Genomic DNA, 21,307 nt, shown 5'->3' with positions numbered 1-21,307 from the left:
GCCTCTATGAGGCCAGGCTTTTGCGGAAGCGCATCAGCGCAACCACGAAGAACAGCAAGCCGATGGCGATCAGCGCCAACAGGTCGGGCCAGACCACTGCAAGCCCGGCGTCGCGGAACAGAATCGCGGCGCTGAGGCTGACGAAATGGGTGGAAGGCGAGGCCTGCATGACCCATTGCAGCCACTGCGGCATGCTGTCCAGCGGGGTGCTGCCGCCTGAAAGCAGGAGCATGGGGATGATCACCGGAATCGCCAGCAACCCGAACTGCGGTGTCGAGCGGGCGAGGGTAGCGAGGAATATCCCCAGTGCGGTACTGGCGAACAGATAAAACGCCGTGACCATCAGGAACAGGCTCATGGACCCGGCCAGCGGCACGCCCAGCGCGGCCTTGACGATCACTTCCAGTGAAAGCCAGGTACACACCACCACAACCAGCGCGTTGCTGCCGATTTTCGCCAGCATGATTTCCAGCGCGGTCAACGGCAAGACCAGCAAGTGGTCGAGGGTGCCGTGCTCGCGTTCGCGCAGCAGCGCGGTGCCGGTCAGGACGATCGCCAGAATGGTGATGTTGTTGACGATCTGAATCACCGCTAGAAACCAGCCGCCCTCCAGGTTCGAGTTGAACAGCGCCCGCGTGGTCATAGTCGCGGGTACGTTGCGGGCGGCGGCGTCCTGACCGCTGTACTCGAGCAGCACCCGTTGGAAGATCCGTGCAATGTAACCGGCACCCATGAACGCCTGGCTCATGGCGGTGGCATCGACGTTGACCTGCACGGTGGGCTGACGACCGGCCAGGAGATCGGCCTGAAAGTTGGCCGGTACGTTGATGACGAAGGTGTACTGACCGCCGTCCATGGTCTGATCCAGCCGGTTGTAGGCCAACGGCATCGGAACCTGGAATTCTGGGGGCAGCAGCGCCTCGCTGAGTTGTCGGGACACATGGCTGTGGTCTTCATCGACTATTGCCACGCTGGCATTGTGGACGCCGATCACGGAGCCGGCGGCCGGCATGTAAATCGCCACGGTGAAGGCGTACAGCAGGAACAGCAGCAATACGCTGTCGTGCCCGAGGCTGGTGAGTTCCTTGAGGCCCAGACGCCAGATGTGTGCAAGTTTGTTCATCAGGCCTCCTGCTTTTTCAACATGGCCAGGCTCAGCCCGGTGAAGGCAATAAAGAACCCGAACAGCGCCAGGCACTGCGGCCAGAGTTCACGCAGGTCCAGCGCTTTGGTGAAGGTGCCTACGGCGATGTCGAGGAAGTACCCTGCGGGGAACAACATGCCCGAGACCGCTGCGACGCCGTCCAGGGATGAGCGCGGCACGATCAGCCCGGAAAACTGAATGGTCGGCAGGCTAGTCAGAATCATGGTGCCGAGGATCGCGGCAATTTGCGTGCGGGTGAAGGCCGAGATGAGCAGGCCGAGGCTGGTGGTCGCCAGCACGTACAGCAATCCGCCGAATGCCAGGGTCAGGCCACTGCCCTTGAACGGTACGCCAAACAGCCACAGGTTCATCGCCACCAGCAGGGCCAGGTTGATCAGGCTGACCACCAGATAGGGCACCTGTTTGCCCAGCAGGAACTCCAGGCGGGTCAGAGGTGTGGCGTAGAAGTTGGTGATCGAGCCCAGTTCCTTTTCGCGGACGATGCCCAACGCCGTGAGCATTGCCGGGATAAACGCCAGGATCAGCGCCATGACACCGGGCCCGATAGCGTTCACGCTGACCACATCCTGGTTGTAGCGAAAGCGCGTTTCCAGCTTCGCGGCGGCATCGGGGCCTTGAGGTCGACTGCTCAGCGCCGCCATTTGCACCATGTTGTCCTGATGCACCTGCTCCACATAGTTGCGGCTGGTTTCGGCGCGAAACGGCATGCCGCCATCGAGCCATGCGGCGACGGCGGGTTGCCGCCCTGCATACAGGTCACGGCCAAAGCCGGGCGGGATTTCCAGTGCCAGTTTTATCTCCGAGCGTTGCAGGCGTTTGTGCAGCTGGACCGAATCGGTGATGGGCGTACGTTCGTCGAAATACCGGGAGCTGCGGAATGCTTCCAGGTAGGCGCGACTTTGCGGTGTCTGGTCCTGGTCGTACACCGCGAAGGCTAGGTTCTCGACATCCAGGGAAATGCCGTAGCCGAAGATCACCATCATGAACATCGCGCCCAGTAGCGCAAACCCAAGGCGAACCTTGTCGCGCAGCAACTCTTTGCCTTCACGGCTGGCCACGGCGATCAGACGTGCGAAGGTGAAACCTCGTTTCGTCGCCTTGGGTGCCGTGGGTTCAACACCCTGGATGGTTTCACTGTTGGACGGAGCTTTTTCGATATTGCCCTGAGCTTGCTCCAGGCAGGTGACAAATGCAGCTTCCAGCGTTTCGCCACCGAACTGCTTCTGTAGCGCGGCGGGCGTGTCGCAGGCCAGCACCTTACCGGCGTGCATCAACGAGATACGGTCGCAGCGCTGGGCTTCATTCATGAAGTGAGTGGAAAGAAAGATCGTCACCCCTTGCTCGCGGGACAGTTCGATCAGCAAGCGCCAGAAGTCATCCCGAGCGGCCGGGTCGACGCCCGAGGTAGGCTCATCGAGGATCAACACCTGCGGGCGGTGCAGCACTGCAACGGCCAATGACAGACGCTGACGCAAGCCCAGAGGCAAGTCGCCGGACTGCTGCGTGGCAACGTCGCCAAGGTCGAAGCGCTGGATCAGCTCGGCGATCCGTTCGCGGCTTTGGTCTTTGGGTAAATCGAACAGTCGCGCATGCAGCTCCAGATTCTGCTGCACGCTGAGTTCGCCATACAGCGAGAAGCTCTGCGACATGAAACCGACCTGCTTGCGTGTCTCCAGATCCTTGGCGTCCACGGCCTTGCCCAGCAGCGTGGCGCTGCCTTCGCTGGCCGGGATCAAGCCGGTGAGGACCTTCATGGTCGTGGTTTTGCCGCAACCGTTGGAACCGAGGAAGCCGAAAATCTCACCTCGGCCGATGGCAAAGCTGACCTTGTCCACTGCGGTAAAGTCGCCGAAACGCAATGTCAGCTCGTGGGCCTCAATGGCGATTTCGCTGTTGTCGCCCACGCGCGGTGTAATCACCAGCGGCTCGCTGTTGCGGCGCTTGTCGCTCTGGAAGTGAGTGAACGCCTCGTCGAGTTTGCCGCTTGGCGTGGCGCCTGCCAGCTCGCTGCTCAAACCCTGGGCGATCAACTTGCCGCGATCCAGCATCAGACACTGCTCGAACTGCTCGGCCTCTTCCATGTAGGCGGTAGCCACCAGCAGGGTCAGTTGCGGCCGTTGGCTGCGTACCTGCTCGACCAGCTCCCAGAAATGCCGACGTGACAACGGGTCAACGCCGGTGGTGGGTTCGTCGAGGATCAGCAGGTCGGGTTCATGGATCAGCGCGCAACACAGCCCCAGCTTCTGTTTCATGCCGCCGGACAGCTTGCCTGCCGGGCGGTCAGCGAAACTCGTCAGGTCCGTCGCGGCCAGCAGGTTGAGCATGCGTTGATCGCTCTCGGCCCGGGACAGGCCGAACAGCGTGGCAAAGAAATGAATGTTTTCCCGGATGGACAGCTCGGGGTACAGGTTATTGCCCAAACCTTGAGGCATGAACGCAATGCGCGGATAGAGGCTGCTGCGATGGCTGCGTTTCTCGATTGAGCCGCCGAGCACCTGCAAATCGCCTTGCTGAAGCTTTTTCACTCCGGCAATCAGCGCCAACAGGCTGGACTTGCCCGCACCATCGGGGCCGATCAGCCCGCATCGGGTGCCGCTGGGCAGGCTAAAGCTGATGTCGCTCAGGGCTTGCCGTTTGCCATAACGGTGGCTGACACCCTTGGCTTGCAGCGCCATATCGCTCATTGCAGGTTAGCCGGCCAGTCCACTGTGGCGGTGCGTACGTAACCTGCACCTGGCATGCCCGACTTGGCTTGAGGGATGGCGCTGACGTCGGTCAGGCGCAACTTGACCCGAAACACCAGTTTTTGTCGCTCATCCCTGGTTTCAACTTCTTTGGGGGTAAATTGCGACTTGTCCGCGACAAAACTGATACGGGCTGGCAAGGGTTGGAGGGGCAGTGCGTCGAGCAGGATGCGTGCATCGTCGCCGACGGTCAGCTTGCCGGTGACCGAGGTCGGCAGGTACAGATTCATGTATCGATCATTGGGGTCGATCAGCAGCAACACCCGTCCGCCTGCGGCCAATACTTCACCCGGCTCGGCCAGGCGCAGCTGGATAATGCCGTCCAGAGGGGCGCGCAAACTGCTGTCGTCAATCTCGCTGGTCAGCTGTGCAACCTGTGCCTGAGCGGCACCGATGGCTGCGCCCACCGCGCCGACTTGCGCACGGGCAGAGACGACTGCTGCGTTGGAGGTGTCGAGCTTTGCTTGCAACTGGTCAATCTGCTGGCGGCTGGCGTACCCGCGCTCAAACATGGTTTGGGCGCGCTTGAGTTCCTGGTTGGCCAGCAGTTGTTCGCTTTGGCGAAATTGCACATTGGCCTGGGCGGCAGCGTAGTTTTCCCGCGCACGCAGTACTTCGGCTTCGGCCTGGGCACGTTGTGCTTCCAGGGTGCGGGTGTCCATGCGCGCCAAGAGTTGGCCCTTGATCACCTTGTCGCCTTCATCCACACGGACTTCGGCCAGACGCCCCGGAATCTTGCTGGCGATCTGTACTTCGGTGGCCTCCAGCCGACCATTGCCCATGTATAGCCCTTCGGGCAGGCGATCACGGGTAGATTTCCAGTAACCAAAGCCACCGGCAGCGACCAATAACACGATCAGGGCGATAGCAAAAAGACTGGAACGACGGCGATTCGTTGGCATGGGTGCATCCTGCTCTTAGTACATCCAATTCTGACAGACCCCGGGTTTACTCCCTTGATGTCAGTCAAACAGTCGGCGAAGCGTACGCCGTTTGGGAGTGTGCTGCATGTGGCGTGGTCGTGACTGCCGGGTTCTGCTTGATCAGCGTAACGCCAGGATCGCTTCCCACTCATCAGGCGTCACCGGCATGACCGAGAGCCGGGTACCTTTTTGCACCAGCGGCATCTGTTCCAGCACGCTCTGCTGCTTTAAATAACCTATTTTAATGACTTTCGGAAACGCTTCGACGAAGCCAACATTCACCGCGCTCCAGCGATTGTTGGCGGCGCTGGATTTGGCGTCGAAATAAGCGCCGCCCTGGTCCAGCGCAGTGGGGTCAGGGTAGGCAGCGTCGACAATGCGTCCGATGCCGACGATACCCGGCTCCGCACAGCTGGAATGATAGAAAAAGAACGTGTCACCTGGCGCCATGGCCCGCAGGAAGTTCCGTGCCTGGTAATTCCTCACCCCGTCCCAGCGGGTTTCGCCAAGACGCTGGAGGTCGTTGATCGACAGTTCTTCCGGCTCGGACTTCATCAGCCAGTGTGCCATGGGTTGCGCTCCTGAATCGGGTAATGGTCAAGTTGTTGAACGATTTCATGACTAACCGACGGTCGGTTGACGCCAGCATTTGCGTGTCAGTTCGCGTTGTCGGAGAATGCCCGGGATTTTAAGCATCGCGCTGCTGCACGGCCTATAAAAACCGTAGCGGACATCGTATTGATTTGCCTAAGGGGGGGCAGTCGATGAAACGCAAACCGGATGTATTGTGGGTATTGGCTTTCTTGTTCGGTTTGGGTGTGGTGACTACGGGTTACGCGCAAAGCCTGTGGGCAAACAACGCTGATGCTCCGGTTGAAATCGTACAACAGCAGAAAAAACCATTGCAGCGACACTGATTGCTCCCATGCCTGGCGTGGGGCGGATCAGCCATTCAATACCAGCGCTTATCCGTCACGGTGCCTTGTAGTGGCACATCCCAACTGGCTTGCGCCAATCGCTCCACCTTCTGGCATTCATGTGCGAGCCCAAGCAACACGGGTTTCTGCCAAGCCTTTCTGCGCGCCTGATAGGCCAGGCTGCGGTCGTAAAAACCGCCGCCCATGCCCAGCCGACCGCCTACGTCATCAAAGCCAACCAGTGGCAAGAAAATCAAATCCAGGGCCCAGATCGTGCGCTGCTTTGCCGCATTGATGTGGGGTTCCGGGATGCGGAAGCGATTGGGCCTGAATTTTTCGCCGTGGCGCACTTGCTGGAAAACCATCTTGGTTCGCGGCCAGGCGCTGAGCACGGGCAGATAGGTTTTCTTGCCGCGTCGTTGAGCCGCACGCAATATCAGGCGCGGATCGATTTCACCGTCATTGGGGAGATACAGGGCGATGTGTCTGGCGCGGCGAAACAGAGGATGTTGCGCCAACTGCCGGTATAAGCCGAGAGCGGCCTGGCGTTGCTGGCTTGGGTTCAAGGCGCGACGGGCCTTGCGCAACTGAGTGCGCAGTTGCTGGCGTGAAAGAGGCGCGGGATTGGTCATCTGCGCTGATCCAGAAGCGAGTACGGCACGGCGGCGTACGCGTGATGACCATTGCCAGTCAGCGAGACGGGCAATGGACAGAAATAAAAGACTCCCCGACGAACCGCTGTCGGTGTAGCCCTTGAACCCGAAAGTTCAAGGTGGAGATTGCAGGAGGACTTAAGGCTTTCCGTCAAGCGGACATGCACACCGTCCCCAACGTGCAACCCCCGTGGTTGTGCGTATCGGCTCAGGGACATGACCGACTGGCAAGCACTCCAGGGAGCGGTCGCAAGTATACCCGAAACGTTACGCAAGAATCACTTTTGGCTGGGTTCCGGATCGGTGGCCAGCACTAGATCAACCCTTTCCAGCAGATCGCGTACTTGCTCGCGGGTCGAGCCACTGGCTTGAACGTCAGGCACTGCCTGCTTGTGCAGCAAGTCATGAGTGATGTTCAGTGCCGCCATCACGGCGATGCGGTCGGCCCCGATGACTTTGCCGCTGCTGCGGATTTCGCGCATTTTGCCGTCCAGATAACGCGCCGCGCTGACCAGATTGGTGCGCTCTTCCTGAGGGCAGATGATCGAGTATTCTTTGTCGAGGATCTGAACGGTAACGCTGTTATTTGAACTCATGAGTCTTGCTCCAGGGCTTTGAGGCGCGAAATCATCGATTCAACCTTGTGACGGGCGATTTCGTTTTTCTCAATGAGGTGAGCGCGTTCCTCGCGCCAGGTTTTTTCCTGAGCTACTAAGAGTCCATTTTGGCTTTTAAGTTGCTCGACACGCTTAATCAGCAACTCCAGTCGAGCCATCAGCGCTTGCAAATCGGTGTCTTCCATTGTGTCCCACTGAATACTTTCTGATGAATGGCGCAGCAGCTGGCGTTTTGACACGCTAAAAACAGCGGCTTCGACAGTCTTGGCGAGTCTGCGGGTGCAATCGCTGGAAATAAATGACCGCACGCCCTAGGATACAAGACCTCCATTCTAGACATTGCGCCGCTTGGCGCCTAGTTACCCATGCCTATTCAGAATTCCCCGTACAAAGCTTTTGCCACCCTGCTCAACAGCAGCGGTCATTCCGTCTCTCCGGCCGAGTTGCACGGCTTTCTTCTGGGCCGCAGTTGTGCCGGTGCCGGCTTCGATGTCGACGGCTGGATGGTCGATGCGACCGAAGTACTGGGCGCCGCGCCTGAAGATAACGTACGTCAGGCGTTGATCGGATTACAGGAAATGGTCAAGGGTGAACTCACCAGCGACGACATGACGGTTGTGCTCTTGCTCCCCAGCGATGACGCGCCGCTTGGCGAACGCGCCATCGCGCTGGGCGAATGGTGCCAGGGCTTCCTCGCGGGTTTCGGGCTGACTGCTCGCGACAATGAGATCAGCACCGAAGCCATGGAAGTGTTGCAGGATTTGGCCGCTGTCGCTCAAGTGCAGGACGCGCTGGAAGACTCCGAAGACGGCGAGACCGACTACATGGAAGTGATGGAGTACTTGCGCGTCGCCCCCCTGTTACTGTTCACCGAATGCAACAAGCCCGCCGTGCCTGAGCCGAAACCTTCTTTGCATTGATTACTCATCATTGGCGCTCCCGGCGTTGAGCCTGTGATCCAGGCGCATCGCCGGCGGCGCCCAAAAGGGGACCTCACCTGCCTTATGATCCATATCCCGAAGTCGGAATACGCCCGTCGACGTAAAGCCCTGATGGCGCAGATGGTGCCCAACAGTATCGCCATTTTGCCAGCCTCTGCGGTGGCTATCCGCAATCGCGACGTCGAGCATGTCTACCGTCAGGACAGCGACTTCCAGTACCTCAGCGGCTTCCCCGAACCGGAAGCCGTGATTGTGCTGATCCCTGGCCGTGAGTACGGCGAGTACGTGCTGTTCTGCCGTGAACGCAACCCTACGCGCGAGCTGTGGGACGGTCTGCGTGCCGGGCAGGAAGGCGCAATGCGTGACTTTGGGGCCGACGACGCGTTCCCGATCAATGATATCGACGACATCCTGCCGGGCCTGATCGAAGGGCGTGACCGGGTGTATTCGGCTATGGGCAGCAACCCTGAATTCGATCGTCATTTGATGGACTGGATCAATGTGATTCGCTCCAAAGCGCATCTGGGTGCGCAGCCGCCGAACGAATTTGTTGCGCTGGATCATTTGCTGCACGACATGCGTCTGTATAAATCAGCGGCAGAAGTCAAAGTCATGCGCTGCGCCGCCGAGATCTCAGCGCGAGCCCATGTGCGCGCGATGCAGGCCAGCCGTGCCGGCTTGCATGAATTCAGTCTGGAAGCCGAGCTGGATTACGAGTTCCGCAAGGGCGGGGCGAAGATGCCGGCCTATGGTTCCATCGTGGCCTCGGGCCGCAATGCCTGCATCCTGCACTATCAGGGAAACGACGCATTGCTCAAGGATGGGGATCTGGTGCTGATCGACGCGGCCTGTGAGATCGACTGCTACGCCAGCGACATCACGCGGACGTTCCCGGTCAGCGGTAAATTTTCGCCTGAGCAGAAAGCGATCTACGAGTTGGTGCTCAAAGCGCAGGACGCCGCATTTGCCGCCATCGGCCCAGACAAGCACTGGAACCAAGCGCATGAAGCCACGGTGCAGGTCATTACGGCCGGGTTGGTCGAGCTCGGGCTGCTGGTGGGCGACGTTGGCGATTTGATCGTCAACGAGGCCTATAAAGCGTTTTACATGCACCGCGCCGGTCATTGGCTGGGCATGGACGTGCACGATGTCGGCGAATATAAAGTCGGCGGCGAATGGCGTGTGCTGGAAGTTGGCATGACGCTGACCGTGGAGCCGGGGATTTATATCGCCCCGGATAATCAGACCGTCGCGAAGAAATGGCGTGGGATTGGTGTACGGATCGAGGATGACGTTGTGGTGACTAAACACGGTTGTGAAATTCTTTCTGGTGGCGTGCCAAAAACCGTCGCCGAGATTGAGGCCTTGATGGCCGCTGCACGTGTCGAGGCAGCATGAGCCGGGTCAATCTTGCCATTGTGGGCGGCGGCCTGGTGGGTGCCAGTCTGGCGCTGGCCCTTCAGGCGGGCGCCAAGGCACGCGGCTGGAAGATCGTTCTGATCGAACCCTTTGCACCGGGTGATGCGTATCAGCCGAGCTACGACGCACGTTCGTCAGCGCTGTCGTTTGGCGCCCGGCGAATCTACGAGCGCCTGGGCGTGTGGCAGCAGATCAGCCGCCGTGCCGAACCGATCCTGCAGATCCAGGTGTCCGACCGTGGGCGTTTCGGCGCAGCACGTTTGTCGGCGATCGAAGAGGGCGTTCCGGCGCTGGGCTACGTCGTGGAGAACGCCTGGCTGGGCCAATGCCTGTGGCAAGGCCTGGACAAAGACGTGATCAGTTGGCGTTGCCCGGCCGAGGTCAAGCGCATGCAGCCGTTGACGGATGGTTATCGGCTGACCCTGGATGATGAAACCGAGCTGGAGTGCGACCTGGCGATTCTTGCCGACGGCGGCCGCTCGAGCCTGCGCGAGCAATTAGGCATTGGCGTCCGGCAGCGGCCTTATAACCAGAGCGCGCTGATCGCCAACATCACCCCGAGCGAAGCCCATTGCGGTCAGGCTTTCGAACGTTTCACCGAAGAAGGCCCGATGGCGCTGCTGCCGTTGCCGGAAAACCGCTGTGCGCTGGTCTGGACCCGTGCGGGGATGGATGCGCAGCGCTTGGCCAGTCTGGATGATCGTAGTTTTCTCAGCGAGCTGCAGGGCGTGTTCGGTTATCGCCTGGGCGCTTTGCGTCAGGTCGGGGCGCGGCATATTTATCCGCTGACGCTGGTCGAGGCCGAAGAGCAAGTGCGGCCGCATCTGGCGGTACTGGGCAACGCCGCCCACAGCCTGCACCCGATTGCCGGTCAGGGTTTCAACCTGTCGTTGCGCGATGCCGATGCGCTGGCGGAGGCGCTGCTGGCGAGCCAAAGCATGCCTGGCGATTTCGCCACGTTGCAGGCCTATCGCGAGCGTCAGCGACTGGATCAGCAATTGACCGTGGGCTTCTCCGATCAGGTCACGCGACTGTTCGGCAGCTCCCAGCCCTTGGTCGGTGCCGGACGCAATCTGGGCCTGCTGGGACTGGATCTGTTACCGCCGGCCAAACGCTGGTTTGCCCGTCAGGCCATGGGGTTGGGAACTCGATCCGATGTGTGACGCGCGGATTCTTAAAACACGGCTTAGGCCACAAGCGAGAACGATTTAAAGCATGGAAACGCGCGCAGATCTGCTGATTGTCGGGGCTGGAATGGTCGGTAGCGCACTTGCGCTGGCGTTAAAGGACAGTGGCCTGGAAATTCTGGTGCTCGATGGCGGTCCGCTGAGCGTCAAGCCCTTCGATCCGCAGTCAGCGTTCGAGCCGCGGGTCAGTGCCTTGTCCGCAGCGAGCCAGCGCATTCTTGATCGTTTGAACGTGTGGGACGGCATCGCCGCACGCCGCGCCAGCCCGTATCGCGAGATGCAGGTGTGGGACGGCAGCGGCACCGGGCAGGTTCATTTCTCGGCGGCCAGCGTGCACGCCGACGTGCTGGGGCATATCGTCGAGAACCGCGTGGTTCAAGATGCTCTGCTTGAGCGCTTGCATGACAGTGACATCGGGCTGCTGGCCAACGCGTGTCTCGAACAGATGCGCCGTTCCGGGGACGATTGGCTGCTGACGCTGGCCGACGGTCGTGTGTTGCGTGCGCCGCTGGTGATCGCCGCTGATGGCGCTAACTCGGCGGTACGCCGCCTCACGGGGTGCGCGACCCGGGAGTGGGACTACCTGCACCACGCCATTGTCACCAGCGTGCGCACCGCTGATTCGCATCAGCACACCGCTTGGCAGCGCTTTACCGATGAGGGGCCGCTGGCGTTCCTGCCGTTGGAACGTGAAGGCGAGCATTGGTGCTCGATTGTCTGGTCGGTGACCCCGACCGAAGCGCAGCGCTTGATGGCGCTGGGCGATGATGAGTTCTGCCGCGACCTGGAAAAAGCCTTCGAAGGCCGTCTCGGCACCGTGCTCAGTGCTGACCCGCGGGTGTGCGTGCCATTGCGTCAACGGCACGCCAAGCGCTACGTGGCCGAAGGCCTGGCATTGATTGGCGATGCGGCGCACACCATTCACCCGCTGGCCGGGCAGGGCGTCAATCTGGGCTTTCTGGATGCCGCAGTGTTGGCCGAAGTGTTGCTGCATGCCGCCAGCCGAGGCGAACGCTTAGCCGATGTTCGCGTACTCAGCCGTTTTGAGCGCCGCCGCATGCCACACAACCTGGCATTGATGGCGGCAATGGAAGGCTTGGAACGCCTGTTCCAGGCCGATCCACTGCCCTTGCGCTGGTTGCGCAACACCGGCCTGAAGTGGGTCGATAGCCTGCCGGAAGCCAAAGCGATGTTCGTGCGTCAGGCGTTGGGATTGTCCGGTGACCTGCCTGAACTGGCCCGGTTGTAGGGGGCGGCGTAACATCCGGTAACGGCTCCGCTGTCAGTTTGGTTGAGAAGGCAAATGGGATTCACTACCATTTCGACTCAATTTTCTGACACGAGACCACTCCCATGCAGGTAAGCAAGCGTATTCTGACTGCCTTGGCACTGACAGTGCTCGGCAGCGCCGCCCAGGCCGCCGATGAGGTAGTGGTGTACTCATCGCGTATCGATGAGCTGATCAAACCGGTATTCGACGCTTACACCGCTGAAACCGGGGTCAAGATAAAGTTCATCACGGACAAGGAAGCGCCGCTGATGCAACGGATCAAGGCCGAGGGCAAGAACGCCACGGCGGACCTGCTGCTCACGGTCGACGCCGGTAACCTGTGGCAAGCCGAGCAAATGGGCATTCTCCAGCCGTTTACCTCACCCGTGATCGACGCCAACATTCCTAAACAATACCGCTCGTCCACCCACAGCTGGACCGGTCTGAGCCTGCGCGCGCGGACCATCGCCTACTCCACCGACCAGGTAAAACCGGCTGACTTGTCCACCTACGAAGCGCTGGCGGACAAAAATTGGGAAGGGCGCCTGTGCCTGCGTACGGCGAAGAAGGTCTACAACCAATCGCTGACGGCGACCCTGATCGAAACCCACGGTGCCGAGCAGTCCGAAAATATCCTCAAGGGTTGGGTCAATAACCTGTCGACCGACGTGTTCTCCGATGACATCGCTGTGCTGGAAGCGATCAACGCCGGGCAGTGTGATGTCGGCATCGTCAACACTTACTACTACGGTCGTCTGCACAAGCAGAACCCGAAACTGGCGGTGAAGTTGTTCTGGCCCAATCAGTCGGATCGTGGCGTTCACGTCAATCTTTCGGGCGTCGGCTTGACCCAGCACGCACCGCATCCTGAAGCGGCCAAGGCATTGGTCGAGTGGATGACCAAGCCGCAAGCGCAGAAAATCTTTGCGGACATCAATCAGGAGTTCCCTGCTAACCCAGCCGTTGCGCCATCGGCAGAAGTCGCCAGCTGGGGCGCCTTCAAGGCGGATACTATCCCCGTCGAAGTGGCAGGCAAGCGTCAGGCTGAAGCTATCCGCATGATGGATCGCGCTGGCTGGAATTGAGTTAGCCAGGCATACCCTGCCGCCTGGATCGCGGGCGAACGCGCGCCTACAGGTCGCAATCTGCTGTAGGCGCGCTTGCCCGCGATGGCACTTTTCATATTTCCCCTCTTTTGAGAACCCTCCGTGGCCCATTCCGCACAACGCCGTTGGTACCCGCTGGTCTTTGCCATCGCGGCGTTGGTGCTGTTGCCGGTGAGTGTGTTGCTGCTGTCCTGGCAAACCATCGATCAGCAAATCTGGGGGCATTTGTGGGAAACCCAGATGCCGCGCCTGTTGGGCAACACTTTGCAGCTCATCGTGGGCGTCGGTATCGGGGTGACCGTGCTCGGTGTCAGCCTCGCGTGGCTGACCAGCTTGTGCGAGTTTCCCGGCCGTCGCTGGCTGGATTGGGCATTGATGTTGCCGTTTGCGATTCCGGCCTATGTGCTGGCGTTCGTCTTCGTCGGCCTGCTGGATTTCGCCGGGCCGGTGCAAACCCTGCTGCGCGACGTGTTTGGCAGCGGCCTGCGCCTGCCGCGCGTGCGATCCACCGGCGGGGTGATCATCGTCCTGGTGTTGGTGTTCTACCCGTATGTGTATCTGCTGGCGCGCACGGCGTTCCTTGCGCAGGGCAAGGGCTTGATGGAAGCGGCGCGAGTGCTCGGCCAATCGCCCTGGCAGGCGTTCTGGCGAGTGGCGTTGCCCATGGCGAGGCGCGCGATAGGCGCAGGTGTGGCGTTGGCGCTGATGGAGACGCTGGCGGACTTCGGTGCCGTGGCCGTGTTCAACTTTGACACCTTCACCACCGCCATCTACAAAACCTGGTACGGCTTCTTCAGTCTCTCCAGCGCGGCGCAGTTGGCGAGCCTGTTGCTGCTGGCAGTGATGGTCGTGCTGTATGGCGAGCGCCGTGCCCGTGGTGCAAGCCGCCCGAGTAACGAGCGCCCCAGGGTCAAGGCGCTGTACCACCTGCGCGGTTTGAAAGCGCTGGCCGCCAGTGCCTGGTGCGGCTTGGTGTTTGTCTGCGCGTTTGTGATTCCGCTGCTGCAATTGATCGTGTGGGTCTGGCAGCGCGGCCGCTTCGATCTGGATGAGCGCTACACTGGGCTAATCCTGCACACCCTGTATTTGGGCAGCATGGCAGCACTGATCACTGTCAGTGTGGCGCTGATCCTGGCCTTCGCCCGCCGTTTGGCGCCGACCCGGGCGATCCGCTCTGGCGTGAGCCTGGCGAATCTGGGTTATGCGCTGCCGGGTTCGGTGTTGGCCGTGTCGATCATGCTGGCGTTCAGCTATCTGGATCGCGAGTTGGTCATCCCGCTGTCGACTTTGCTCGGCGGGGCTGGCAAGCCGTTGCTGCTGGGGAGTCTGGCGGCATTACTGCTGGCCTATCTGGTGCGGTTCATTGCGGTGGCCTATGGGCCGCTGGAAAATAGCCTGGCGCGCATCCGGCCTTCGCTTCCAGAAGCCGCGCGCAGTCTGGGGGTCAGCGGCCCACGGTTGTTCTTCAAGGTTTACCTGCCATTACTGGTGCCCGGCGCCTTGAGCGCTGCGCTGCTGGTCTTCGTCGATGTGCTGAAAGAGATGCCGGCAACCTTGCTGATGCGTCCATTTGGGTGGGATACCCTGGCGGTACGAATCTTCGAGATGACCAGTGAAGGCGAGTGGGCGAGAGCCGCGTTACCCGCGCTGACCCTGATTCTGGTGGGGTTGCTACCGGTCATCGGTTTGATCCGGCGTTCGGCCCGTCAGATCGGCTAGGTGCGGGCCCATCACCATGCGGATACAATGCGCCGCAATCGGTGCGGTCTGTCAGACTCGTCGGGTCGTTGAAACCTGCTGGAAGCCTCTGTTTTAGAGGCTTTGCCCGGTGTCGCGCCTCTCCGCACCTTCGCCACGCCCGGAAGGAGAAACCCATGGGACAGCGTACGCCCCTCTTTGACCTGCACGTCGCACTTGGCGCCAAGATGGTCGATTTTGGTGGTTGGGATATGCCGTTGCATTACGGCTCACAAGTCGAGGAGCACCATCAAGTGCGCCGCGACTGTGGGGTTTTCGATGTTTCTCATATGACCGTCATCGACATCGCTGGCAGTCAGGCCAAGGCCTGGCTCCAGTATTTACTGGCGAATGACGTCGGTCGCCTGCTTGAGCCTGGCCGAGCGCTGTACAGCGCAATGCTCAACACCGAGGGTGGTGTGATCGACGACATGCTCGTCTATCTCACCGACAGCGGTTATCGTCTGGTGGTAAATGCGGCGACTGGCGCCAAGGACCTTGCCTGGATGCACGCGCATCTGGCGGGCTTCGAGGTCCAACTGGTCGAGCGTAGCGACCTCGCGATGTTAGCGATTCAAGGCCCCCACGCGCGACACAAAATCGCCGAACTGGTGACCAGCGCACGCGGTGCATTGATCCAGCATCTGCAGCCCTTCGAAGGGCGCAGCGAAGGCGACTGGTTCATCGCCCGTACCGGTTACACCGGTGAAGACGGCCTGGAAATCATTCTGCCCGCGGCTCAAGCCCCAGGGTTTTTCAACGATCTGGTCGGCGCGGGTATTTCGCCTATCGGCCTGGGCGCACGCGATACGTTGCGCCTTGAGGCCGGGATGAACCTTTATGGCCAGGATATAGACGAGCAGGTATCGCCGTTGGCGGCCAACATGGCCTGGACCATCGCCTGGGAGCCTGCCGAGCGTGATTTCATCGGGCGCACCGCGGTTGAAAAAGAGCGGGCTGCGGGCGTGAAGCTCAAGCTGGTCGGGCTGGTGCTGGAGGAACGCGGGGTATTGCGCGCCCATCAGGTCGTCCGAATCGCAGAAGTTGGCGAAGGAGAGATCACCAGTGGTAGTTTCTCGCCTACGCTAAGCAAATCGATTGCCTTGGCGCGTGTGCCAATGGCGACCGCTGACCGGGCCGAGGTGGAAATCCGCGGCAAGTGGTATCCGGTTCGCGTGGTACAACCTAATTTCGTACGTCATGGCAAAGCCTTGATCTAAATTTCTCTGGCGGTTTTTCCGCTGACCTGATGTAGAGGATGACTATATGAGCAATATCCCCGCTGATCTGCGTTTTGCCGAAAGCCACGAATGGGCTCGCCTTGAAACTGACGGCACGGTAACCGTTGGTATCTCCGACCACGCTCAGGAAGCCTTGGGTGATGTCGTGTACGTCGAACTGCCGGAAATCGGCACAGTGTTTGCCGCTGGCGATACAGCGGGCGTGGTCGAGTCGGTTAAAGCAGCGTCGGATATTTACTCGCCAGTGTCGGGTGAAGTGATTGCGACCAACGAAGGCCTGGGTGGCTCCCCGGAGCTGTTGAACAGCGACCCATACGGGGCGTGGATCTTCAAGGTCAAGCCAGGCAACACCGCCGAGATGGAAAAACTGCTGGACGCAGCGGCTTATAAAAGCGCGATTGGCGAGTAACGATTTAGCGCAAAGAAGGGCCGCGTGAACAGTGTATAGATAGTTTCTCTACACAAATGGCAATCTCTTCCTAGACTCAATAAGCCTCGACCTGTCGAGGCTTTGTCTTATAAGAGAGCGCCGTCATGTCCCAGTTGCCGTCCTTGAGCCAGTTGCAAGACCCGAATGTCTTCCTGCGGCGCCACCTTGGCCCGGATGCCAGGGAGCAGCAGGCTATGCTCGAAACACTTGGCGTGACCAGCCGAACGGAACTGATCGAGCAGACGGTGCCGCCGGCCATCCGCTTCAATCGGGCGCTGGAGTTGCCTGCCGCGCTCGACGAGGACGCCGCGCTGGCCAAGCTCAAAGGCTACGCCGAGCAGAATCAGGTGTGGACCAGCCTGATCGGCATGGGCTACCACGGCACCCTCACGCCGACCGTGATTGTGCGCAACGTCCTGGAAAATCCTGGCTGGTACACCGCCTATACGCCTTATCAGCCCGAGATCGCTCAAGGCCGCCTTGAAGCGCTGTTGAATTTTCAGCAACTGACCATCGACCTGACGGGTCTGGAACTGGCCAACGCCTCCTTGCTCGACGAAGCCACCGCTGCCGCCGAGGCCATGGCCCTGGCCAAGCGCGTCGCCAAGTCCAGAAGCAACTTGTTTTTCGTCGACGAAAACTGCCACCCGCAAACTATTTCCGTGGTTCAGACGCGGGCGCAAGGTTTCGGCTTCGAACTGATCATCGATTCGGTGGACAATCTCTCCAGGCACAAGGTCTTTGGTGCGCTGCTGCAATACCCGGATACCCACGGAGAAATTCGCGACCTGCGCCCGTTGATCGAGCAACTGCATGTCCAGCGAGCGCTGGCCTGCGTGTCGGCTGACCTGCTTAGCCTGTTGCTGCTGACCCCGCCGGGAGAAATGGGCGCCGACGTGGTATTTGGTTCGTCGCAACGTTTTGGCGTACCGATGGGCTATGGCGGCCCGCACGCGGCCTATTTTGCCTGTCGCGATGAGTTCAAACGTGCAATGCCGGGGCGGATCATCGGTGTGTCCAAAGACGCGCGTGGCAACGTGGCTTTGCGCATGGCCCTGCAAACCCGTGAACAGCATATCCGCCGCGAGAAGGCCAACTCCAATATCTGCACCGCGCAAGTCTTGCTGGCCAATATCGCCAGCTTCTATGCGGTGTATCACGGGCCTGAAGGGCTCAAACGCATCGCCCAGCGGGTTCACCGGCTGACGACCATTCTGGCTGCGGGTTTAGCGCGCAAAGGGCTGCAGCGCATCAACAGGCGGTTCTTCGACACCTTGACCCTGGATGTCGGCGGTAGCCAGAGCGCGATCCTCGACAGCGCCAGGGATGTACAGATTAACCTGCGCATTCTTGGGGACGGCAAGCTGGGGCTGAGCCTGGATGAACGTTGCAGCGAGGCGACCGTAGAGCGCCTGTTCGATATATTTCTGGGGGCCGATCATGGGCTTAACATCGCCGAACTGGACGCGGAAACTCTGGAATCAGGCATTCCCGGCGCGTTGCTGCGCACCTCGGCGTACCTGACCCATCCGGTGTTCAGCATGCATCACAGCGAAACCGAGATGCTGCGTTACCTCAAGCAGCTGGAGAACAAGGACCTGGCGCTGGACCAGTCAATGATTCCCCTCGGTTCGTGCACCATGAAACTCAACGCCACCAGCGAAATGATCCCTATTACCTGGCCCGAGTTCGCCAATCTGCATCCTTTCGTTCCACGTGAACAGGCGCTCGGTTACACCGCCATGATTGACGAACTCGAAGCCTGGCTGTGCGCGATCACCGGTTTCGACGCTGTTTGCATGCAACCCAACTCCGGCGCGCAAGGCGAATATGCCGGGCTGCTGGCGATCCACAAATACCACCTGAGCCGTCATGAGGATAAGCGTGAGATTTGCCTTATCCCTTCGTCGGCGCATGGCACCAACCCGGCATCGGCTCAGATGGCCGGTATGCACGTGGTGATCGTTGAGTGCGACAAGGCGGGTAACGTTGACCTTGCTGACTTGAAAGCCAAGGCGCAAGAAGCGGGGGACAAGTTGTCGTGCCTGATGGTCACCTATCCCTCTACCCATGGCGTGTATGAAGAAGGCATTCGCGATATCTGCGAGATTATTCACAGCCATGGCGGCCAGGTGTACATGGATGGCGCCAACCTCAACGCCCAGGTCGGGCTGGCCCGGCCAGCAGACATCGGTGCCGATGTGTCGCACATGAACCTGCACAAAACGTTCTGTATCCCGCATGGCGGTGGCGGTCCAGGCATGGGGCCGATTGGCGTGCGCGCCCATTTGGCGCCGTTTGTGGCCAACCACCCGGTGGTCCCACTGGAAGGGCCGAACCCGCAGAATACGGCTGTCAGCGCTGCGCCTTGGGGCAGCGCAAGCATTTTGCCGATCAGTTGGATGTACATCGCGATGATGGGCCCGCAATTGGCGGATGCCAGTGAAGTGGCGATCCTCAGCGCGAATTATCTGGCGCAGCAATTGGGTGGCGCGTTCCCGCTGCTCTACAGCGGCCGCAATGACCGCGTCGCGCACGAGTGCATCATTGATTTGCGTCCGATCAAGGCGCAAACGGGGATCAGCGAAGAGGACGTCGCCAAGCGCCTGATGGATTATGGTTTTCACGCGCCGACCATGTCATTCCCTGTCCCCGGCACCTTGATGATCGAGCCCACTGAAAGTGAGTCCAAGGCAGAGCTGGATCGCTTTATCGAGGCGATGCTCAGTATTCGCGCGGAAATCACCGAGGTGCAAAACGGCAGTTGGCCTGGCGAAAACAATCCGTTGAAGGGTGCACCGCATACCCTGGCTGACATCACCGGCATCTGGGAACGCCCGTACAGCATCGCCCAGGCCGTCACGCCCACTCGGCATACACGGCTGCACAAGTATTGGCCCGCGGTGAACCGGGTAGACAACGTTTACGGTGACCGGAATCTGTTCTGCGCCTGCGTGCCGGTGGATGAATATCGCTAAGTAGTGGCCATAAAAAATGCCGCTCGATGAGCGGCATTTCAATGTGCGCTAGCGGTCAGTCATGAATCATTCGGCGGCAACCAGATTCTTTGTCAGAATCGCGTTCGCCAGTTCCATGTCCGTGGCTTTGAGCCCTGGGTTATCGGTACGTACCTGTTCCATGGCAGCTTCCAGGAACGGACCGCGGATACCACCTTCGCTGGCGACGAAGCTACCCGCATCATCCTGAGCGGCAACGATCAGCTTACGGTCATGTCTGAAGGTCAGGTACGTGGAAGCTGTTGTGGCGCCTGATGAAAGCACGTCTCGCAAGAATCCGTCTGCCATTGCTGACCCGACGGGGAGTGAAAGCAAAGCCAATGTAAACACTGCAAGCTTAAGGCGCATGATAGGTGACTCCGACGTGGTTGTTCTAAAAGATTGGATTGTCGAAGCCTCGTCGGAGTTCCGTACCTGACTCAGGATATAGCTTCAACTCTCAAAATAGCGCCTTCCTGGCTGACTACCCGCACCTGACTGCCCACCGGCAAGTCGGGGCCGATTACCATCCACACGCCATCATTCACTTTGATCTTTCCGCGTCCGCCGACAATCGCACTCTGGACCACAAACGTGTGCCCGATCAGTTCTTGCCCGCGCATGTTCAGACCCGGTTGATCCGAAGGACGAACCACGTTGCGTTGACGCCGCCACCAATACAACGCCGTCAGGACCGAAAGCAGACCGAACAACAGAAATTGCAGGGTCCATGGCAGCGCGGGGATCAAAAAGCTGATAACCCCGACGCCTGCCGCTGCGACACCGATCCACAGCAAATAGCCGCCAGCGCCGAACACTTCAAGAATCAGCAACACCGTGCCCAGCCCCAGCCAGTCCCAGAACGACAGGTGTTGCAGGTAGTCCCAGATCATGGGTCGCGCCTCAGCCCTTTTTAGTGTCGAAGGTAGCTTTGACGATCTCGCCGATACCGCCCACGGCACCAATCACTTGACTGGCTTCGAGTGGCATCAAGATCACTTTGCTGTTGTTGGCTGACGCGAGTTTACCCAGCGCATCGATGTATTTCTGTGCGACAAAATAGTTGATCGCCTGCACGTTGCCGTTGGCAATCGCTTCGGACACCACTTGGGTGGCCCGTGCCTCTGCTTCGGCTTGACGCTCCCGCGCCTCGGATTCAAGGAACGCCGCCTGACGACCGCCTTCGGCTTCGAGGATCTGTGCCTGCTTCTTGCCTTCAGCGGTGAGAATCGCCGATGCCCGAAGGCCTTCTGCTTCCAGAATCTGCGCGCGCTTGATCCGCTCCGCTTTCATCTGCCCGGACATTGCAGCCATCAGATCGGCGGGCGGGCTGATGTCCTTGATCTCGATCCGGGTGATCTTTATTCCCCATGGCGCGGTCGCTTCATCGACAGTGCGCAGCAGCTTTTCATTGATGCCGTCGCGCTGACTAAGCATGGCATCCAGTTCCATGGAGCCGAGCACCGTACGGATATTGGTTTGCAGCAGGTTACGGATCGCGTGCTCGAGGTTATTCACCTCGTACGCGGCCTGCGCGGTGTTGACCACCTGAAAGAAGCACACCGCATCAATCTGCACCGTGGCGTTGTCAGCGGTGATGACTTCCTGCGGCGGGATATCCAGCACGCTTTCCATCACATTGATCTTGCGCCCGATACGGTCCATCACCGGCACGATGATGTTGAGGCCCGGTTTCAGGGTATTGGTATAACGGCCAAAGCGTTCCACCGTCCATTGATAACCTTGCGGCACCACCTTGAAACCCATGAACACAATGGCAATCGCCAGCCCGACGAAAAGTAAAAGCACACTACCGATTTGCATAACGGTTCCCTGTTTTGGTTATGGATTGTCTGGTGATGAACGGCTCATTTAGGCAGAAATACGAGGGTGATGGCGATATAATTCAGAATAGATTTGTACAAAATGTGCCGAATACATTGGCTTCCACAGGACATGTG

The 21,307-nt window shown here is 59.8% G+C and carries 20 protein-coding genes and 1 other RNA gene; 10 read left to right on the top strand and 11 right to left on the bottom strand.

Annotated elements, in window-relative coordinates; genetic code table 11:
* Positions 1-4 precede the first annotated feature (4 nt).
* From RGU44_RS18655 to RGU44_RS18640, 4 genes are all read right to left on the bottom strand, one after another.
* Complete coding sequence (locus RGU44_RS18655) at positions 5-1,123, bottom strand: ABC transporter permease (protein WP_322218513.1); 1,119 nt, start codon at positions 1,121-1,123, stop codon at positions 5-7.
* The gene (rbbA, locus tag RGU44_RS18650) at positions 1,123-3,849 is read right to left on the bottom strand and encodes a ribosome-associated ATPase/putative transporter RbbA (protein WP_322218510.1); all 2,727 of its coding nucleotides are present in this window, start codon (positions 3,847-3,849) and stop codon (positions 1,123-1,125) included. Before rbbA ends, RGU44_RS18655 begins: the two co-directional genes overlap by 1 nt.
* Positions 3,846-4,811, bottom strand: coding sequence for an HlyD family secretion protein (locus RGU44_RS18645; RefSeq protein ID WP_322176939.1), 966 nt, complete (start codon positions 4,809-4,811; stop codon positions 3,846-3,848). Before RGU44_RS18645 ends, rbbA begins: the two co-directional genes overlap by 4 nt.
* Before the next feature lie 141 nt (positions 4,812-4,952).
* Positions 4,953-5,402, bottom strand: a complete 450-nt coding sequence (locus RGU44_RS18640) for an EVE domain-containing protein (RefSeq protein ID WP_322218507.1) — start codon at positions 5,400-5,402, stop codon at positions 4,953-4,955.
* Between the two features lie 194 nt (positions 5,403-5,596).
* Between RGU44_RS18640 and RGU44_RS18635 the strand changes: the two genes are divergently transcribed.
* Positions 5,597-5,749 (top strand): hypothetical protein, encoded by a 153-nt coding sequence (locus RGU44_RS18635; protein ID WP_322176937.1) that lies wholly within the window; start codon positions 5,597-5,599, stop codon positions 5,747-5,749.
* Positions 5,750-5,784: 35 nt separating this feature from the next.
* On the opposite strand, the gene RGU44_RS18630 is transcribed toward RGU44_RS18635, so the two are convergent.
* From RGU44_RS18630 to RGU44_RS18615, 4 genes are all read right to left on the bottom strand, one after another.
* Positions 5,785-6,381 (bottom strand): 5-formyltetrahydrofolate cyclo-ligase, encoded by a 597-nt coding sequence (locus RGU44_RS18630; protein ID WP_322176936.1) that lies wholly within the window; start codon positions 6,379-6,381, stop codon positions 5,785-5,787.
* A gap of 88 nt (positions 6,382-6,469) precedes the next feature.
* Positions 6,470-6,648: non-coding RNA, 6S RNA (gene ssrS / locus RGU44_RS18625), on the bottom strand.
* Between the two features lie 32 nt (positions 6,649-6,680).
* Positions 6,681-6,998, bottom strand: coding sequence for a cell division protein ZapA (locus tag RGU44_RS18620; RefSeq protein ID WP_219062964.1), 318 nt, complete (start codon positions 6,996-6,998; stop codon positions 6,681-6,683).
* Entirely contained in the window at positions 6,995-7,204 is a 210-nt protein-coding gene (locus RGU44_RS18615) for a TIGR02449 family protein (RefSeq protein ID WP_322182934.1), read from the bottom strand. The genes RGU44_RS18620 and RGU44_RS18615 overlap by 4 nt, the downstream gene beginning before the upstream one ends.
* Before the next feature lie 180 nt (positions 7,205-7,384).
* Between RGU44_RS18615 and RGU44_RS18610 the strand changes: the two genes are divergently transcribed.
* The 9 genes from RGU44_RS18610 to gcvP all read left to right on the top strand — a co-directional run bounded on the left by RGU44_RS18610 (position 7,385) and on the right by gcvP (position 19,328).
* Entirely contained in the window at positions 7,385-7,939 is a 555-nt protein-coding gene (locus RGU44_RS18610; RefSeq protein WP_322176935.1) for a YecA family protein, read from the top strand.
* Positions 7,940-8,023: 84 nt separating this feature from the next.
* Positions 8,024-9,358 carry a Xaa-Pro aminopeptidase gene (gene pepP, locus RGU44_RS18605; RefSeq protein WP_322176934.1) on the top strand — a complete coding sequence of 445 codons (1,335 nt, stop codon included), beginning with the start codon at positions 8,024-8,026 and terminating at the stop codon, positions 9,356-9,358.
* Entirely contained in the window at positions 9,355-10,542 is a 1,188-nt protein-coding gene (gene ubiH, locus RGU44_RS18600) for a 2-octaprenyl-6-methoxyphenyl hydroxylase (protein ID WP_322218503.1), read from the top strand. Before pepP ends, ubiH begins: the two co-directional genes overlap by 4 nt.
* A 52-nt stretch (positions 10,543-10,594) precedes the next feature.
* Positions 10,595-11,815: a 2-octaprenyl-3-methyl-6-methoxy-1,4-benzoquinol hydroxylase gene (locus RGU44_RS18595; RefSeq protein WP_322218500.1), complete on the top strand. Its 1,221-nt coding sequence runs from the start codon at positions 10,595-10,597 to the stop codon at positions 11,813-11,815.
* A 104-nt stretch (positions 11,816-11,919) separates the two neighbouring features.
* Positions 11,920-12,921, top strand: coding sequence for an extracellular solute-binding protein (locus tag RGU44_RS18590; RefSeq protein ID WP_322218497.1), 1,002 nt, complete (start codon positions 11,920-11,922; stop codon positions 12,919-12,921).
* Between the two features lie 123 nt (positions 12,922-13,044).
* Complete coding sequence (locus tag RGU44_RS18585; RefSeq protein ID WP_322218494.1) at positions 13,045-14,661, top strand: iron ABC transporter permease; 1,617 nt, start codon at positions 13,045-13,047, stop codon at positions 14,659-14,661.
* Positions 14,662-14,816: 155 nt separating this feature from the next.
* Positions 14,817-15,899: a glycine cleavage system aminomethyltransferase GcvT gene (gene gcvT, locus RGU44_RS18580; RefSeq protein ID WP_322176929.1), complete on the top strand. Its 1,083-nt coding sequence runs from the start codon at positions 14,817-14,819 to the stop codon at positions 15,897-15,899.
* A 46-nt stretch (positions 15,900-15,945) separates the two neighbouring features.
* Positions 15,946-16,329 carry a glycine cleavage system protein GcvH gene (gene gcvH / locus RGU44_RS18575; RefSeq protein ID WP_322176928.1) on the top strand — a complete coding sequence of 128 codons (384 nt, stop codon included), beginning with the start codon at positions 15,946-15,948 and terminating at the stop codon, positions 16,327-16,329.
* Between the two features lie 125 nt (positions 16,330-16,454).
* On the top strand, positions 16,455-19,328 hold the full coding sequence (gene gcvP, locus RGU44_RS18570; protein WP_322218492.1) for an aminomethyl-transferring glycine dehydrogenase: 2,874 nt from the start codon (positions 16,455-16,457) through the stop codon (positions 19,326-19,328).
* 66 nt (positions 19,329-19,394) lie between these two features.
* On the opposite strand, the gene RGU44_RS18565 is transcribed toward gcvP, so the two are convergent.
* The 3 genes from RGU44_RS18565 to RGU44_RS18555 all read right to left on the bottom strand — a co-directional run bounded on the left by RGU44_RS18565 (position 19,395) and on the right by RGU44_RS18555 (position 21,170).
* Positions 19,395-19,715, bottom strand: coding sequence for a DUF2388 domain-containing protein (locus tag RGU44_RS18565; RefSeq protein ID WP_322176926.1), 321 nt, complete (start codon positions 19,713-19,715; stop codon positions 19,395-19,397).
* Between the two features lie 71 nt (positions 19,716-19,786).
* Entirely contained in the window at positions 19,787-20,236 is a 450-nt protein-coding gene (locus RGU44_RS18560) for an NfeD family protein (protein WP_322278474.1), read from the bottom strand.
* Positions 20,237-20,249: 13 nt separating this feature from the next.
* Positions 20,250-21,170: an SPFH domain-containing protein gene (locus RGU44_RS18555; RefSeq protein WP_219062944.1), complete on the bottom strand. Its 921-nt coding sequence runs from the start codon at positions 21,168-21,170 to the stop codon at positions 20,250-20,252.
* Positions 21,171-21,307: the final 137 nt, after the last annotated feature.

The organism is Pseudomonas sp. 5C2 (genome assembly GCF_034314155.1).
GTDB lineage: Bacteria > Pseudomonadota > Gammaproteobacteria > Pseudomonadales > Pseudomonadaceae > Aquipseudomonas.
The sequence above is the reverse complement of the archived record's forward strand: the minus strand, read 5'-3'. Positions and strand labels throughout refer to the sequence as shown.